Genomic DNA, 15,733 nt, shown 5'->3' with positions numbered 1-15,733 from the left:
AAGTTACTTCAACTGATCCCGGATCAGCTTCTTGTTGATCTTGCCAACACTGGTCTTCGGGATATCCTCAACAAAATCAATCTGCCGGGGGATGGCCCACTTGTTGATCTCACCGCTGTCCACGAACTGCATCAGATGATTCTGGATGTCCTCGACACCGGCATTTTCACCGGGCTTGAGGGTGACCAGCGCGTGCGGGCGCTCGCCCCATTTTTCATCGGGTACACCCACCACCGCAGCGCCGGCCACAGCCGGGTGCTGGCTGATCAGGTTTTCCAGGTCGAGGGAGGACAGCCACTCACCGCCGGTCTTGATCACGTCTTTGATGCGGTCCTTGATGGTGAGGGTGTTGTCCGGCTCCATGGAGGCCACGTCACCGGTGTGCAGCCAGCCGCCTTCCCAGAGCTGCTCGCCTTTTTCGGGCTCCTTGAAGTAACCCTGGGTCAACCAGGGAGCGCGAGCCACGACTTCGCCTTTGGCCTGGCCATCGTGCGGAACCGGGTTACCGTCCGGGTCCACGATTTCCAGCTCAACCATCGGTGTTGCAATCCCTGTCTTTACCCTGATAGCGGTCTGCTGCTCAAGGGGTAGCTCCAAATCTTCGGGTTTCAGGTGTGAGGCGCTCAGCAGCGGGCAGGTTTCAGACATGCCATAAGCGGTGTACATCTTGATTCCGAGTTTTGTCCCTGCGTCACATAGTCCTTTGGTCAGTGCGCTGCCACCGATCAGGACGTGCCAGTTGCTCAGGTCTGCCGTCTTGATGGACTCGGTGGCCATCATCATCTGCATGATGGTGGGTACGCAGTGAGAGAAGGTGACTTTATGCTCTTTTAGAAGGTCTACCAGCAACTCGGGCTCGTAACGGCCGGGATAGACCTGTTTGATGCCCATCATGGTGGCGGCATAGGGCACACCCCAGGCGTGGACGTGGAACATGGGCGTTACCGGCATGTAAACCGATGAGGAGCGCATTAGCGGCATCTCATCGAATGAGGCCACCGTGCCTGTCATTGCCAGTGTGTGCAGTACCAGTTGGCGATGACTGAAGTACACGCCCTTGGGGTTGCCTGTGGTACCCGTTGTGTAGAACGTGGTCGCCACGCTGTTCTCGTCAAAGTCCGGGAAGTCGAACTGGTCATTCGCTTTTGCAAGCAGGGTTTCGTAGTCACCGATGGCATCGACAGAGGTTGCTTGTGGGGCATCGTTGTCGGTGAGCTGAATCCAGGTCTTGACCGTTTTGATGTCGTCTTTCACGCCCTCGATAATCGGCAGGAAGTCGTCGTGCACCAGCACAACGTCGTCCTCGGCGTGGTTCATGGTGTAAACGATCTGTTCTGGTGATAACCGGATATTGACCGTATGCAGAATGGCGCCAATCATCGGAATGGCAAAGAAACACTCCAGGTACCGGGGTGTATCCCAGTCCATTACCGCAACCGTATCACCCGGTTTAACACCGGCATCCGTCAGGGCGTTTGCCAGGCGGTGAATGCGTTCAACCAGATCGGTATAGGTGTATTTGCTGCGGTTTGAATAGACAATTTCCTGGTTCGGATTGTACCGGGGGCCTGAGAGCAGGAGTCGTTTGATCAGCAGCGGATACTGATAGGCGTTGTCAGCCGGGGATAAAATGCGGGTCTGTGCCATTACTCGTTTCCTCTTTCCCAGTTGTTGGTGTTATCGCGAGAAACAGGATTAAATCTGACACAGATTGGGTGAAACGGGAACCGGTAAAAGTGAAAAAATGCAGAGCGAACGGTGGCTTAGGCAAAAATCCAGTTTCGCTCTGCGGAAAATTCTGTTGTTGTCCCGGATGTTACTCGTAAGTGCAGAGATAGGCGGTGTCGATGTCGGTCTTTGCCTTGAAACTTGCCTGCCCGGCAACATCAAAACCCTCACCGGCACCGTAGGTCATCCATTCCTCCATGCCTGGCAGCAGAACCGTCAGGGCCCCGCTGATCACCGTCATGGTTTCCTTCTTGCTGGTGCCAAACTCGTATTCGCCCGGGCTGATTACGCCAACGGTGGCGGGCAGGGTGGCGGTCTGGAAGGCAATGGACTTGGCCTTACCGTCGAAATACTCATTTACTTTCAGCATATGCTGGGCTCCTCATAAGGGTTTGGGGGCCTACTATACGGCAAAAATCTTCAAGTCCAATGACAAAATCCCGGTCAGTGTGCCAACTGCGGCCATTCACTGCTCCCAGGGCTTGCCTGCGGTGTTTTCCACCGTTCTGACGCCTATATGCATGGCCGCCTTGGCAAGAATGTTAGCGCTGACCGGGGCCGTGATTACCAGGAACAGGGTAATCAGGATCTCCGAAATGCCCACGCCCTCGCCCCTGGCGCTGAAGTAAATCACCGAGCTGAGCATGATGGCGCCGACCCCCAGGGTTGTAGCCTTGGTTGGGCCGTGAAGGCGGGTAAAAAAGTCCGGCAGCCTGGCCAGGCCGATGGCGCCAACCAGGGTAAAGGCGCTCCCGAGCAGCAGCAGGGCAGAAATAACGTATTCGGTGATCAGACTCATGGTCAGTATCCTCCGCGACGAAACCGGTTCGGGGCAATCCTATTCAATGACACTGCCCCGCTTCAGGTATTTGGCCATGGCCACGGTTCCGACAAAGCCCATGACAGCAATAAGCAGGGCGGCTTCCAGGTACATCCGCGTCCCCAGGGCGATTCCGAGCAGGATAATCAGGGCAATGGCGTTGATGTAGAGCGTGTCCAGTGCCAGTACCCGGTCTGGTGCGTCCGGCCCCTTGATCAGCCGGTAGACGTTGAGCAGGGTCGCCAGGGTGACCATGGAAATCGAGGTGTAGAGGGCGATTGTCATCATTGGAACATCTCCATCAACGGCTTCTCGTAGCGGTTGTGTATGGCGCCAATGACCTCCTGGTCGCTGGCTGCATCAAGGGCGTGGATCAGGAGGGTCTTGTTGTCATCGCTGACATCGACGCTGACGGTGCCTGGTGTGAGCGAAATGGTGCTGGCGAGGATGGTAATCGCCAGCGGCTGCTCGAGCTGAAGAGGGTAACAGACGAAAATCGGGCGCGGCTGGCGCGGGCTCAGAATCAGGCGGGCGACCGAGAAGCTGGCAACCACAATGTCCTTGAGCACGACAGCCAGATACATGGGCATCCGCCAGGACTTAACGAACGCCGGCCGCTCGGGCCAGAAGCCCTGAGTCAGTTGCGGGATCAGCCAGGCCAGGATCAGGCCCATCACGATACTGGCGCCGGACACGCCGTCGCTGAGCAACTGCCAGGTAGTGAACAGGATCAGGCTCAACCAGGGTTGCGGAAAACTCAGGCGATCAAGCATCAGTCACCCTCCCCGACCATGGGGGTCTTTAAGGTTTCGATGTAGGCGTCATTGTTATGCAGCTGTGCTGCCGTCGCGTCGGTATAGCGGGTGATGGGACCTGCCAGCACAACCATGACAACCGCAAGGGCGACCAACGCGCCGGTGGCGATGGAAACCCGGCCGTTGAGTGGGTCTGGCGTTTCCATATGGCCGTCCACGGTCCGCCAGAAAACAATGCTTCCCGCACGACTGTAGGCGATGATAGTGAGGAAGCTGCCGATCAGGAGCACCGACCACAGCCAGGCCATCTCGGTTCCCGGCTCAACGGCTTTCAGGATCAGTACCTTGCCGAAGAAACCGCTCAGGGGCGGGAGGCCGGCCGCGGCAACGGCACCGATCAGGAACAGGACACTCAGGAAAGTGCGGTTCTGCATCGGTGGAGCGGTAACGATTCGGTCAGTGGCCGTGCCCCGCTGGTCAGCCACCAGCTCCGAGACCAGGAACAGGCCGCCGACGGTCCAGGTGGTGCTCAGCAGGTAGAACAGGGCAGCGGAAAGACCGGCCTCGGAGCCAAGCGCGACCGGAGCCAGCAACGTGCCCACCGAAATGATTACCTGCCAGGCGACCAGGGTTTTCAGGCTGCCGGAGCCCAGAGCGCCAATGACACCCATGGCGAGGGTAGCCAGGGCAATGGGGAACAGCCAGTCCATACCGAGATTGGCGAGTTCGCCAGCATTGTCGCCAAAGATCAGCAGATAGACCCGCAAAATGGCGTAAACGCCGACTTTGGTCATTACCGCGAACAGAGCGGCGACGGGAGCCGTGGCTTTCGAATAGGCTCTTGGCAGCCAGAAACACAGGGGCAGAATGGCGGCTTTCAAGCCGAACACCACCAGCAGCATCATGCCGCCGGCCTTGACGATATTCAGGTTTTCACCGGAAACCTCGGGGATCTTGACCGCCAGATCCGCCATATTCAGGGTGCCGGTAACGCTGTAGATCATCCCGACACTGATCAGGAATATCGCGGAGCCAACCAGGTTCAGCACCACATAATGCAGGCCCGGCACGGTTCTTACCGTTCCTCCGCCGTGCATCAGCAGGCCATAGGAGGCAATGAGCAGAACCTCGAAGGCAACGAACAGGTTGAACAGGTCGCCAGTGAGGAAGGCAATGTTCAGGCCCATGAGCTGAAACAGGAACAGGGCATGGAACTGGCGATTGCCCTCATCGGCGCCACCAATAGCGAAGGTATGGCAGAACAGGGCCAGAACGGCGGTCATGACCAGCATCAGGGCGGCCAGCCGGTCAAGCACCAGAACAATGCCAAACGGAGGCTGCCAGTTCCCGAGGGCGTAAATCCGGTAGCTGCCGTCGTTGGCCAGCACCAGCAGCACAATGGCCGAAACCAGTATCAGAACGGTGGTTGCCAACGCCAGCGTGCGGCGCAGGCTGATGGGGGCGTAACCCATCAACGCCTGCAGGATACCTCCGAGCAGGGGAATCAGAACAGGAGCGGTAAGCCAGTGGTTCATTGGCCGGTTACCTCCTCTTCTTCCTCGGGGGCGGGGGATTTATAGGGTTTCTGGCCATCGACATGGTCGTTCTCGTGATCCGCCAGATTTCGTAGTGACAGCACAACAACAAATGCGGTCATGGCGAAGCCGATCACAATGGCGGTAAGCACCAGCGCCTGGGGAAGCGGATCGGAATAGTTTGCTGCGGTGCCGATAACAGGCTGCTGTCCGGTCGCCAGCCGGCCACTGGAAAAAAGAAACAGGTTCACGCCGTAGGACAGCAGAGTGAGACCCACCACCACAGGAAAGGTGCGTGCCCGCAAAACCAGATAAACGCCGGATGCTGTCAGGGCACCGATAACCAGTGCGAAAACAAGCTCCATTACGCACCCTCCTTTTTACTCTTGATGGCGGAGTGGGGAGACAGCCGGCCAATGCTCACCAGGGCCAGCAGGGTGGCTCCGATAACCGTCAGGTAGACGCCCAGATCAAAGACCAGGGCCGAGGCAACCTCAAACTTGCCCACCACCGGCCAGGTAATGTAACCAAAGGTGGAGGTGAGGAACGGATAGCTGAAGGCAAAGCTGCCCGCGCCGGCAACGGTTGCGAACAGCAGGCCCAGACCGATCACATTGTGATAGCGGAACGAAATCCGGTCCTGGGTCCAGATCATTCCGCTGGCAATGTACTGGAGGATCAGGGCAACCGACGTGATCAGGCCGGCGATAAAGCCGCCGCCCGGAAGATTGTGGCCCCGCAGGAAGATGAACACGGAAACCATCAGCGCCAGCGGCAGCATCGGGCGGGCAATCTGGCGCAGCATCAACGGATGGGCATCCCGTGTCCACGCGTGTCCCTGACCATCGCCGGGTGGCGGTGTCAGGGCAATGTTCTTGAGCATGGCGTAAATGCCCAAGGCCGCGATGGCCAGAACGGTAATCTCGCCCAGGGTGTCGAAGCCACGGAAGTCCACGAGAATGATGTTGACCACGTTGGTGCCGCCACCGCCGGGCTTGCTGTTTTCGAGGAAGAAATCGGAGATGGAGCTGAACGGTTGTGTCAGCATCGCCAGGGTAACCAGCGTCATGCCGGTTCCCGCTGCCAGGGCAATGGCAATGTCGCGGAACCGCCGCCCGTTGGAGGTTTCGACGGGCGTCCAGGATGGCATGTAGAAAAGGGCAAGCATCAGCAGAACAATCGTGACAACTTCCACGGACAACTGGGTCATCGCCAGGTCCGGCGCCGAGAAGCGGGCGAACGCAAGGGCCACCATCAGGCCGACCACGCTCAGCAGAACCAGTGCGTAGAACCGCTCCCTGTGCATGGCTGCGGTGGCCAGCGCACAGAGGATAAGCACCCCGGCCGCAATAGCGGTTGGCCAGTCTATCGGGCTGAGACCGTTCTCCCCGACAAAAATGCCAAGGCTGAGAACAGGCATGGCCGCGACTGTGATCACGCTGACGACCAGCAGCACCGCGTAACGCTGGAGCGAACCGTTTTCCAGCCGTGCGGTAAACCGGTTGGCCAGGTCGACAATGCGGGAGACGACGGCCTCGAATACGGCCTTTTCATCGATTTCCCGGAACCGTGCGTGAAAATCGAAAAAGCGCTGGCGTTGGCTGTACATGAGCAAACCGCCGGCAAAAGCGAAAAAACTCATCATCAGCGGGAGGTTGAAACCGTGGAACGCCGCGAGTTGGTAATCCGGCACATTGCCGCCAAATGTGGCGGATGCCGCCATGTAAAGCAGCGGGCCGACCGAGATGGCCGGAAAGATGCCGATCATGACGAGCGCAAACACGAGAATCTCCGCCGGGATCTTCATGTAACGGGGAGGCTCGTGTGGAGGGTAGATCGGAAGATCAACCGGCTTGCCGTTGAAGAAAACGTCGTGGATAAAACGTGCGGAGTAAGCCACCGTGAAGACGCCCGCCAGGGTCGCCACGATTGGTGGCAGCCAGGCCCAGAGCCCCGGCAGGTTCAGCGCCAGTGATTCGGCGAAGAACATTTCCTTGCTCAGAAAGCCGTTCAGCAGCGGCACCCCGGCGTTCGATGCGGCAGCAACCATGGCCAGGGTGGCCGTGTGCGGCATGAAACGCCAGAGCCCGTTAATGCGGCGCATATCCCGGGTGCCGGTTTCATGGTCGATGATGCCCGCGGCCATGAACAGGGAGGCCTTGAAGGTGGCGTGGTTGATCACGTGGAAAATCGCCGCAACGGCCGCAAGCTGGGTGCCCATGCCGAACAGCAGGGTAATAAGGCCCAGTTGACTCACCGTTGAATAGGCCAGCAGGCCTTTCAGATCGTGCTTGAACATGGCGGTGTAGGCGCCCAGCAGCATGGTGGCCATGCCGGTAAAGCTGACCATGTAGAACCATTGCTCGGTGCCCGCCAGCGCCGGGTAAAGCCTGGCCATCAGAAAGACGCCGGCCTTAACCATCGTGGCTGAATGCAGGTAGGCCGATACCGGCGTGGGTGCCTGCATGGCATGGGGCAGCCAGAAATGGAACGGGAACTGGGCGGATTTTGTGAAAGCACCCAGCAGAACGAGAGTGAGGACAACCGGGTAGAGGGCATGGTTCTTGATCAGGTCACCCGCTGCCAGGACATCATCAAGCTCAAAGCTGCCAACAATGTTGCCGATGATCAGTATGCCGGCAAGCAGCGCAAACCCACCACCGCCCGTCACGGCCAGGGCCATCCGGGCGCCGCGCCGGGCGTCCTGTTTGTGGGTCCAGAAGCTGATCAGCAGGAATGAGGTAAGGCTGGTCAGCTCCCAGAAAATCATGATTAAAAGAAGATTGCCCGAAAGCACGATCCCGAGCATGGAACCCTTGAAACACAGCAGGAGCGCGTAGAACTTGCCGACGTTTTCGTGGGCTTTCAGGTAGTAGCGGGAATAAAGAATGATCAGCAGCCCGATGATCAGTATCAGCAAGGCAAACAGCAACGAAAGCCCGTCGAGCCGGAAACTGAACGAGAGACCGAGGGCCGGCAACCATTCATAGCTGTGCAGCACCACACCGCCATCAGCCAGGGTTTGCCAGTGGGGAAAGAGGGCCGCAAGGGCAATCAGGGCGGGTACCGACGATGCGATGGCAATCGCGGTCCGCCCACCCTGGACGAACAGGGGTGCGGCCATGGCGCCCAGGAAAGGCAGTAAAACAACCAGCGGTAGCGACATCGCAACCTCGTTATTGGTTTTCTTTCACGTGAACATCTAAGGCGTATTTGCCTGAGTCTAGTCTTCGGCCAGCCACCCCGCCTAGTGCATTCCGGTGCCTTTACCGTGGGGGTGTCAGGGTGGATCAGCAGGCAACGGGCGGGTCCGGGAAGTACGGCAGGCGTCCCCGGTGCCGCGCGATGTCAGCGGCAACAGGTGGGCGGATAATGCTAATGCAGCCGAAAGACCTTACGGTCATGGTTGCTCCGTCAGTGAAACTTGAAATCCGATGATACGTGGCCAGTTCGTAAGGTCAAGTCAACTTGCCATTGATCAAGGTGTGCCCGGCACCTGATTGGTGGCGCGGATGTCGCCGGGGAAGTTCGGCGTACAACGGGCCACCCGTCAAGGTGCCGAAGTGGTGCCGGCCATCTGATACCGTCGGAAAACGGCAACAGGTGACCAGGAATGGCAATCAACAGCCGATAGGGGCAAGCGGCTCCCGAACGGATTTCAACGCGCTTGAAATAGCCTCGGCTTCTGCTTCAAGTACCTGGCAGCGCAAGCTGTTCCCCTGCTGGAGGGCGTGTTCGATCTGTTTGCGTTTCATATCATAGAGCCGGCCCAGAATATCTGCCTGGCTTTGTCTGATTGGTGCGTTCATGGCGAACCTCCCCATATCTACACCTGTCGGTATTCTTTACGTTACCGGCCGGAACCTGGCCTTCAGGAAAATTAGCTGCATAACCCGCGCCAGAAAGCGATTCTGCGGGAGATCAGAGCCCGAACCCGCCCGCTTCATGCCCCGGCCAGCGAGCACCTGATGAGTCCGGTAGCAGGCAGGGTTTGGCCAGAGTGTGGCAATAGTGACCATGATTATGTCGCAAGCGCCGGTTCCCAGAAAAAACCAGTTGTGAGAGGCTGTCTGCAACAAACAGGAGACCCAGCATGACCGACACCCTGATCGACCGCCGCGACCTGGCGTTCCAGCTCTACGAAGTTCTCGATACTGAAAACCTCACCACCCGCGAGCGCTTCAGCGAACACAGTCGCGACACCTTCGATGCCGTCATCGAAACCGCCGACAAAATGGCCCGGGAAAAGTTCGCCACCCACAACAGTGCCGCCGACAAGGACGAACCCAAATTCGTCAACGGCCAGGTCGAGATGCTGCCGCAGGTCAAAGAAGCCGTCGAGGCCTATGCCCAGGCTGGCTTTATCGCCGGACGCTATGACTATGAGCTGGGCGGCATGCAACTGCCAGAATCCGTGATGGCCGCCTGCAATGGCTTCTTCACCGCGGCCAATCCCGGCACCGCCGGCTACCCGTTCCTGACCACCGCCGCCGCCAACCTCATCCGCGTCTTCGGCAACGAACAGCAGAAAACCACCTTCCTGCCGAACATGCTCTGCGGCCGGTTCAGCGGCACCATGGCCCTGACAGAGCCCCACGCCGGCTCCTCCCTGGCAGACATCCGCACCTCGGCATCGCCTGCGGATAACGGCCATTACCTGATCAAGGGCGCCAAGATCTACATCTCAGGTGGTGAACAATCCATCACCGACAACATCGTTCACATGGTGCTGGCCAGGATCAAAGGCGCTCCGGCGGGTGTGAAGGGCATCTCCCTGTTTATCGTGCCTAAATTCCTGGTGGACCAAGAGGGCAACCCCACCGAACGCAACGGCGTCAGCCTTGCCGGCCTGATCCACAAACTCGGTTACCGGGGCACCACCTCCACTGCCCTCAGTTTCGGTGACGACGCCCCGTGCCAAGGCTACCTGGTTGGCGAGCCCCACCAGGGCCTGAAATACATGTTCCAGATGATGAACGAAGCCCGGGTTGGCGTGGGTTTTGGCGCTGCCGTGATCGGATATCGCGGTTACATGCACAGCCTGGAATACGCCAAAGACCGCCTGCAGGGCCGCAAGGCCAGCGAGAAGAACCCGGAATCCTCGCAGGTCCCCATCATCGACCACGCCGATGTCCGGCGCATGTTGCTGGCCCAGAAAGCCTACAGCGAGGGCGGTCTGGCCCTGTGCCTCTATGGCGCCCGACTGATGGACGACCAGCACACCCACCCGGACGAACAGAAACGCGAAGAAGCCGGGAAGCTGCTGGACCTGCTCACTCCGGTGATCAAGGCCTGGCCCTCCGACTACGGCCCCAAGGCCAACGATCTGGCCATTCAGGTCTACGGCGGCGCCGGCTACACCCGGGAATACCCGGTTGAGCAATGCTGGCGCGATAACCGCCTGAACCCTATCCACGAAGGTACCAACGGCATTCAGGCCCTGGATCTGCTCGGCCGCAAGATCTGGCAGGACCAGAGCCACGGCCTGCAGCTGCTGATGCAGGAAATGCAGGTGGATCTGGAAGCGGCCACCACCGACCGCTGCCAGCAATGGGCCCTGTCCCTGAGCGAAACCCTGCAGCAGGCGGTAAAAGTCACCCAGAGCCTCGGCAAATCCCTGGTGGGCGGCGAAGTCGACAAAACCCTGGCCAACGCCTCCTGCTACCTGCACCTGTTCGGCCACATCATTGTCGCCTGGATGTGGCTCCGCCAGGCCAACACGGCTGCCCACGCCCTGGGTTCCGCCAACAGCGATAACGAGCGCAACTTCTACCAGGGCAAACTCCAGGCTGCGCAGTACTTCTTCCACTGGGAATTACCAACCGTGGCTCAGGACCTGGTATTGCTGAGGAATCAGGATGACACCTGCCTCAACATGAAATCCGAGTGGTTCTGATCTGAGAGGAGGCACAATCGGCTGGGTCCCTGAAAGGGGTCCCAGCCGATTGCGCCCAGACTTAGGTGCAGCACGCGGAAAAGAAAAACGATATATAAGGTGAAGGCAATGGCCCTGGTTAACGTTGAAAAGAAAAACCACATCCTGCTGATCGGGCTGAACCGCCCGGAAAAAATGAACGCCATGAACCGCGAGATGTACCACCAGATCGCGGCGGCTTATTACCAGCTGGAGAGCGACCCGGATCTGCGGGTCGGGCTGATGTACGCCGAAGGCGACCACTTCACCAGCGGCCTGCAACTGGACGACTGGGCCGGCGTGTTTGCCAACGGCAAAGGCATCGAGCCGGGCGAGGGCGAACTGGACCCGTTCCACATTACCGGAGCCGGCCTCAGCAAACCCGTCATCTTCGCCGCCCAGGGCATCTGCTTTACCTGCGGCGTGGAAATGATGCTCAACACCGATGTGCGGGTTGCTGCCAAAGGCACCCGCTTTGCCCAACTGGAAGTCAAACGCGGCATCTTCGCCTGCGGTGGCGCGACCATCCGGCTGCAACGGGAAATCGGCTGGGGCAATGCCCAGCGATACCTGCTGACTGGCGACGAATGGACCGCTGATCAGGCCTACCAATGGGGGTTGATACAGGAACTGGTGGAGCCGGGTGAGCAGTTTAATGTCGCGCTGGAAATCGCCGAGAAAATTGCAAAGGCAGCCCCTCTGGGTGTCCAGGGTAGTCTGAGATCGTCAAAGATCGCAGTCAGTGAAGGGCAGGAAGTCGCGAAACAGCGTTTATTCCCGGATCTGCAGCCGGTAATGGCCAGTGACGATGTAAAAGAGGGAATTCAGTCCTTCCTGGAAAGGCGGGAAGCGGTATTTCGAGGGAAGTGAGCTACAAGCTTGTTCCCGGGGAAGATTTGTCTTTAGCGCTTCAGGCAAATTCGACTATCTTGCCAAAGTTCGGGGCAGTCGACCGGGGCGCTCCTTCCGGGAGTGTGCGCAGCAGGGATGCTGCGCTCAAGCCCCCAGGGATGGGTTTATGGCGTCTCCCGGAAGGAGTGCCCCGGTCGACTGCTTGCACCAACCTAAGAAGGCTGGGCGCAGAGCTTCAGGCAGCTTCGGATTTGGCGGCAGCGCGCCGGGCCCTCGCCTCAGCCGCCACCTCCGCTGCGTAATCCGCATATTTGGCCATCAGCTCTTCCTTACGATCCGGATCCCAGTTGATCTTGCTCAGATCCCCCTCGTAGTGATCAATCACCCGCTTATCCATGGTTTCATACCACCACTGCGGCAGGTAAGCCGGCAGCAGCATCGACGCATAACCACCCGGCAACTGCGGCGCCTTCTCGAAGTGCCTCAAAGCCTGGAAGCTGCGTTGAGGATGGGCATGGTGATCTGAATGTCGCTGCAACTGATACAGGAACAGATTGGTCACAATATGATTACTGTTCCAGCTATGCTCCGGCTGGGTGCGCTCGTATTTTCCGTTCTTGTCCTTCTGGCGCAGCAGGCCATAGTGCTCAATGTAATTCACGCTCTCCAGCAAACTAGCGCCATACACCGCCTGCGCCGCCAGGAACGGCAACGCCCGAGGGCCGCAAATCAACGTCGTCGCACCAAAGAACCCGGCACTCATGGCCCAGCCCTGAAGCAGCTCATTGTCCAGGCTCCAGAAGCCCTTGCCTTTGCGGGCAAGTCTCGCCTTCTCAATCCTGATGGAGGACTTGATGCCGCCTATTACTGTCCGTGGCAGGAACTTCCAGAAGCTTTCGCCCATCCGGCTGCTGGCCGGATCCTCCGGTGTGGCCACCCGCATGTGATGGCCGAAGTTGTGTTCGACAACAAAGTGGGTATACCCGGTGGGTGCCAAAGCCGCCATCGCCAACAGCTTGTTCAGCCTGTTCGATTTGTGGCCCAGCTCATGGGCGGTGTTGATGCCCACACCATTGATGGCGCCCACGGTGAGCGTCAGGCCAATCCTGTCGTCCAGGGGGGTATTCCTGCGGCTGGCCAGCCAGGCGCCCAAAAAGGTCATGGCGTACTGGGTCGGAATAAAGGCTTTTACGATCCGGTCGTAGTACTTGTCCTGTTCCAGGGTCTGCACCGCCGATTCCGGCGGATTGCTCTGATCCTCGCCAATGGCACGGTCCAGCGCCGGGATGATGCCGTGTACCAGGGCCGGGCCGGTCCAGGCCAGGGCTTTCAGCTTCTTCGGTGCCAGGGCGTAACCGGTCAGGGCCGCGAGCCCAATACCCGGCAGGGCAGGGCCGAGCAACCACATATAGCGTTTCGGATCCTTCCAGTTGCCAGTGGAATCGGTTTCGCCAGGGGATATGACTTTATGCGATTCCAGGTTGTCAGAGGTCTTGGCGTTCATTGTTTTCTCCTGTTCGGTGCGCGTACTATCAATTTATGTCGAACAATCTGACAATGCAACGGTCGGCGCATTATCGCGGGCGCCTTGGCTCAAAATGACAAATGACATTTTTTGGCCAAAGGCGGCTTTTTGAGCCAGACTCATGAGTTAAAGAAGAGCCCGATCACAGGGAAGAATCAGCCATGGCAGACCGGCCCTCCACCACCGCCTCTTATGCCGTTCAGGCTATGCTCCGGGAGTATCTCGGCTCAGGCAAACTGATCGAGGTGGCCTACCGGGACAGTGCCGGCCAGATATGCCTGGTTCACGATGTTATTCGCGAGCTTTGCAGTCGGGCCGGGCAGGACTTCCTGCTGCTGGGGCGAGGCACCATGCTGCCGTTTGACCACCTCATCACCATCAATGGCCGGTCGCTGTCTGACTGCGCCGGCTAACCAAAGGGTAATCGCCCGGTAATTGCCTTTAGGCCGGGCCTCGCCGTACCCTGTTTCGCGTTGTAAATACTTACCAACAGAGGGATATGGTATGAACAAGCTCACACTGAGTGCGCTTTTGGTGGTTCTGACACTGGGCCTCGCCGCCTGCAGCTCCGAAGACAACGAGGGTGTCGATGTAGAAAAAGCTGCGGACAATGCCGGCGATATGATGGAAGAGGCTGGCGATTCAGTCGAGGAAACCTACGAGGAAGCCACCGGCCAGGACGAAAGCGCCATGGGCGAGTTACAGGAAGGCGCGGAAAACGCAGCCGAGGAGATGGGCGATGCCGCCGAAGAAGCGGGTGACAGGATGGAGGAGGCTACTCAATAACGCTTGGATTTCCGCCGGCGTGCCTCTGTCCGCGCCGGCAGGTCCTGGCCAGCGTCCGGGGGAGGAAAGTATTGAAGCTGCCAAGCAACCTTCATGCCTGAGTAACACAAATGCAGGATTAACGTCATAACGAGCCCCTATCTTTTTAGCGGAGTCGATCCGGAATTCTGTTCGATGAACAGGTTGTACCGGAGTGGCAGACAACAACACCGTTGAAAGGATGTGCGCTATGAATCTGGAAAGAACGTTAGTTCCGGTGGCAATCGGGCTGGCATTGTCCGCCAGTGTCCTCGCAGGGATACTACCGACCTCACAAAAGGACAATGGCTGGTTTAGTAACGCCGAGGCACAGCTTCAGCAGAAGCTCTCCCTGAAGTCCTCGGATAAAGCGAAAAACGTCATTCTGTTTGTGGGCGATGGCATGGGGGTGTCCACCCTTACCGCTGCGCGCATTCTGGAAGGCCAGAGGCAGGGCCGTCCCGGCGAGGAAAATCTGCTGAGCTTTGAAAGCTTTCCCTTCTCGACACTCGTGAAAACCTATAACACCGATGCCCAGGTTCCGGATTCAGCTGGCACCATGACCGCCATGATGTCAGGTTTGAAAACCGATGCGGGTGTGCTGGGCGTGGACGAGGATGTCCAGCGGGGTGATTGCGGCACGGTCGCAGGCAATGAAGTAGTAACGGCCCTGGAACTTGCGGAAATCAAGGGTTTATCCACCGGTGTGGTCTCCACCGCACGCATTACCCACGCCACACCGGCCGCTACCTATGCCAAATCGGCGGAACGCAACTGGGAAGACATTTCGGATATGCCTGCCGAAGCGGTTCAGGCCGGCTGCAAGGACATTGCCGATCAACTGGTCAGTTTTGAGCAACTTCTGGAACAGCGTTACGCCGGCGTGGATGTTGATGGGATTGACGTGGTCATGGGCGGTGGCCGTCGCCACTTCCTGCCCGGGGATTCCGCATTCAACAGTCCGGATGCGACGTCCAGTGTTGAGGGTGACCGTACCGATAGCCGCAACCTGATCGCCGAGTGGCAGGCTCAGTATCCACAAGGCGTATACGTGTATGACAAGGCAGGTTTTGACAGCGTCGACCCGGCAACCACCTCCCGGCTGTTCGGCCTGTTCAACGAGTCTCACATGCAATACGAGGCGGATCGTGGCAATGACGTTGCCGGTGAGCCTTCACTGAGTGAGATGACCGCCAAGGCCATCGACATTCTCGATAACAATGACAAGGGCTATTTGCTGGTGGTCGAAGCTGGCCGCGTCGACCACGCCCACCATGCCGGTAATGCCGCCAGTGCCCTGACCGAAGCCATTGAACTTTCCGATGCGGTCAAGCAGGCGATGGAGAACACCAACCCGGAAGAGACGCTGGTGATGGTCACCGCCGACCACAGCCATGTATTTACCATGGCCGGTTACCCCAAGCGAGGCAATCCCATTCTGGGCAAAGTTGTGAGTGTTGGTGAAACACAACCGGCAATGGCCGAGGATGGCATGCCCTACACAACCCTGGGATACGCCAACGGACTCGGTTTTCGTAATCTCGGCATGGAAACAGATTCAGACGCGGTCTACAGCCAGGCACCTAACGCCGGACGTCAGAATCTCACTGGCGTGGATACCACCACCACCGGTTATCACCAGGAAGCATTGGTTCCGCTCGGTAGCGAGACCCATTCCGGTGAGGATGTCAGCCTGCATGCAAAAGGACCAGGTGCTCATCTGGCGCAGGGCACCATTGAGCAAAGCACGGTTTTTCACCTGATCGATCAGGCCCTGGGCTTAATTGAAGAATAAGGAGC

At 58.6% G+C, this 15,733-nt stretch carries 15 protein-coding genes; 5 read left to right on the top strand and 10 right to left on the bottom strand.

Annotation, left to right across the window (positions count from 1 at the left end):
* Positions 1–3: 3 nt before the first annotated feature.
* From D0851_RS06445 to D0851_RS06405, 9 genes are all read right to left on the bottom strand, one after another.
* On the bottom strand, positions 4–1,647 hold the full coding sequence (locus tag D0851_RS06445; protein ID WP_117617893.1) for a fatty acid--CoA ligase: 1,644 nt from the start codon (positions 1,645–1,647) through the stop codon (positions 4–6).
* Between the two features lie 169 nt (positions 1,648–1,816).
* A complete protein-coding gene (locus D0851_RS06440; RefSeq protein WP_117617892.1) occupies positions 1,817–2,098 on the bottom strand; it encodes a pyrimidine/purine nucleoside phosphorylase in 282 nt (93 codons plus the stop codon).
* Between the two features lie 96 nt (positions 2,099–2,194).
* Positions 2,195–2,527, bottom strand: coding sequence for a Na+/H+ antiporter subunit G (locus tag D0851_RS06435; RefSeq protein WP_117617891.1), 333 nt, complete (start codon positions 2,525–2,527; stop codon positions 2,195–2,197).
* 39 nt (positions 2,528–2,566) lie between these two features.
* Entirely contained in the window at positions 2,567–2,836 is a 270-nt protein-coding gene (locus D0851_RS06430; protein WP_117617890.1) for a K+/H+ antiporter subunit F, read from the bottom strand.
* Positions 2,833–3,321 (bottom strand): Na+/H+ antiporter subunit E, encoded by a 489-nt coding sequence (locus tag D0851_RS06425; RefSeq protein WP_117617889.1) that lies wholly within the window; start codon positions 3,319–3,321, stop codon positions 2,833–2,835. Before D0851_RS06425 ends, D0851_RS06430 begins: the two co-directional genes overlap by 4 nt.
* Positions 3,321–4,838, bottom strand: a complete 1,518-nt coding sequence (locus tag D0851_RS06420; protein WP_117617888.1) for a monovalent cation/H+ antiporter subunit D — start codon at positions 4,836–4,838, stop codon at positions 3,321–3,323. The genes D0851_RS06425 and D0851_RS06420 overlap by 1 nt, the downstream gene beginning before the upstream one ends.
* Positions 4,835–5,203: a Na+/H+ antiporter subunit C gene (locus D0851_RS06415; RefSeq protein ID WP_117617887.1), complete on the bottom strand. Its 369-nt coding sequence runs from the start codon at positions 5,201–5,203 to the stop codon at positions 4,835–4,837. The genes D0851_RS06420 and D0851_RS06415 overlap by 4 nt, the downstream gene beginning before the upstream one ends.
* Positions 5,203–8,004 (bottom strand): monovalent cation/H+ antiporter subunit A, encoded by a 2,802-nt coding sequence (locus D0851_RS06410; RefSeq protein ID WP_117617886.1) that lies wholly within the window; start codon positions 8,002–8,004, stop codon positions 5,203–5,205. The genes D0851_RS06415 and D0851_RS06410 overlap by 1 nt, the downstream gene beginning before the upstream one ends.
* A 454-nt stretch (positions 8,005–8,458) precedes the next feature.
* Entirely contained in the window at positions 8,459–8,647 is a 189-nt protein-coding gene (locus tag D0851_RS06405; RefSeq protein ID WP_117620309.1) for a hypothetical protein, read from the bottom strand.
* A 284-nt stretch (positions 8,648–8,931) separates the two neighbouring features.
* Between D0851_RS06405 and D0851_RS06400 the strand changes: the two genes are divergently transcribed.
* Together D0851_RS06400 and D0851_RS06395 are read left to right on the top strand one after the other, a co-directional pair.
* On the top strand, positions 8,932–10,734 hold the full coding sequence (locus D0851_RS06400) for an acyl-CoA dehydrogenase (RefSeq protein ID WP_117617885.1): 1,803 nt from the start codon (positions 8,932–8,934) through the stop codon (positions 10,732–10,734).
* A gap of 108 nt (positions 10,735–10,842) precedes the next feature.
* Positions 10,843–11,622 carry a crotonase/enoyl-CoA hydratase family protein gene (locus D0851_RS06395; protein ID WP_117617884.1) on the top strand — a complete coding sequence of 260 codons (780 nt, stop codon included), beginning with the start codon at positions 10,843–10,845 and terminating at the stop codon, positions 11,620–11,622.
* 217 nt (positions 11,623–11,839) lie between these two features.
* Here D0851_RS06395 and D0851_RS06390 read toward each other — a convergent pair whose 3' ends face one another.
* Positions 11,840–13,108: an alkane 1-monooxygenase gene (locus tag D0851_RS06390; protein ID WP_117617883.1), complete on the bottom strand. Its 1,269-nt coding sequence runs from the start codon at positions 13,106–13,108 to the stop codon at positions 11,840–11,842.
* Positions 13,109–13,290: 182 nt separating this feature from the next.
* Between D0851_RS06390 and D0851_RS06385 the strand changes: the two genes are divergently transcribed.
* The 3 genes from D0851_RS06385 (at position 13,291) to D0851_RS06375 (ending at position 15,728) form a co-directional block, all read left to right on the top strand.
* Complete coding sequence (locus tag D0851_RS06385; protein ID WP_117617882.1) at positions 13,291–13,542, top strand: hypothetical protein; 252 nt, start codon at positions 13,291–13,293, stop codon at positions 13,540–13,542.
* Positions 13,543–13,633: 91 nt separating this feature from the next.
* The gene (locus tag D0851_RS06380; RefSeq protein WP_117617881.1) at positions 13,634–13,915 is read left to right on the top strand and encodes a hypothetical protein; all 282 of its coding nucleotides are present in this window, start codon (positions 13,634–13,636) and stop codon (positions 13,913–13,915) included.
* 229 nt (positions 13,916–14,144) lie between these two features.
* Positions 14,145–15,728, top strand: coding sequence for an alkaline phosphatase (locus D0851_RS06375; protein ID WP_117617880.1), 1,584 nt, complete (start codon positions 14,145–14,147; stop codon positions 15,726–15,728).
* The last annotated feature ends 5 nt before the right edge of the window (positions 15,729–15,733 follow it).

It is taken from the genome of Marinobacter sp. Arc7-DN-1 (assembly GCF_003441595.1).
GTDB lineage: Bacteria > Pseudomonadota > Gammaproteobacteria > Pseudomonadales > Oleiphilaceae > Marinobacter > Marinobacter metalliresistant.
The sequence above is the reverse complement of the archived record's forward strand: the minus strand, read 5'-3'. Positions and strand labels throughout refer to the sequence as shown.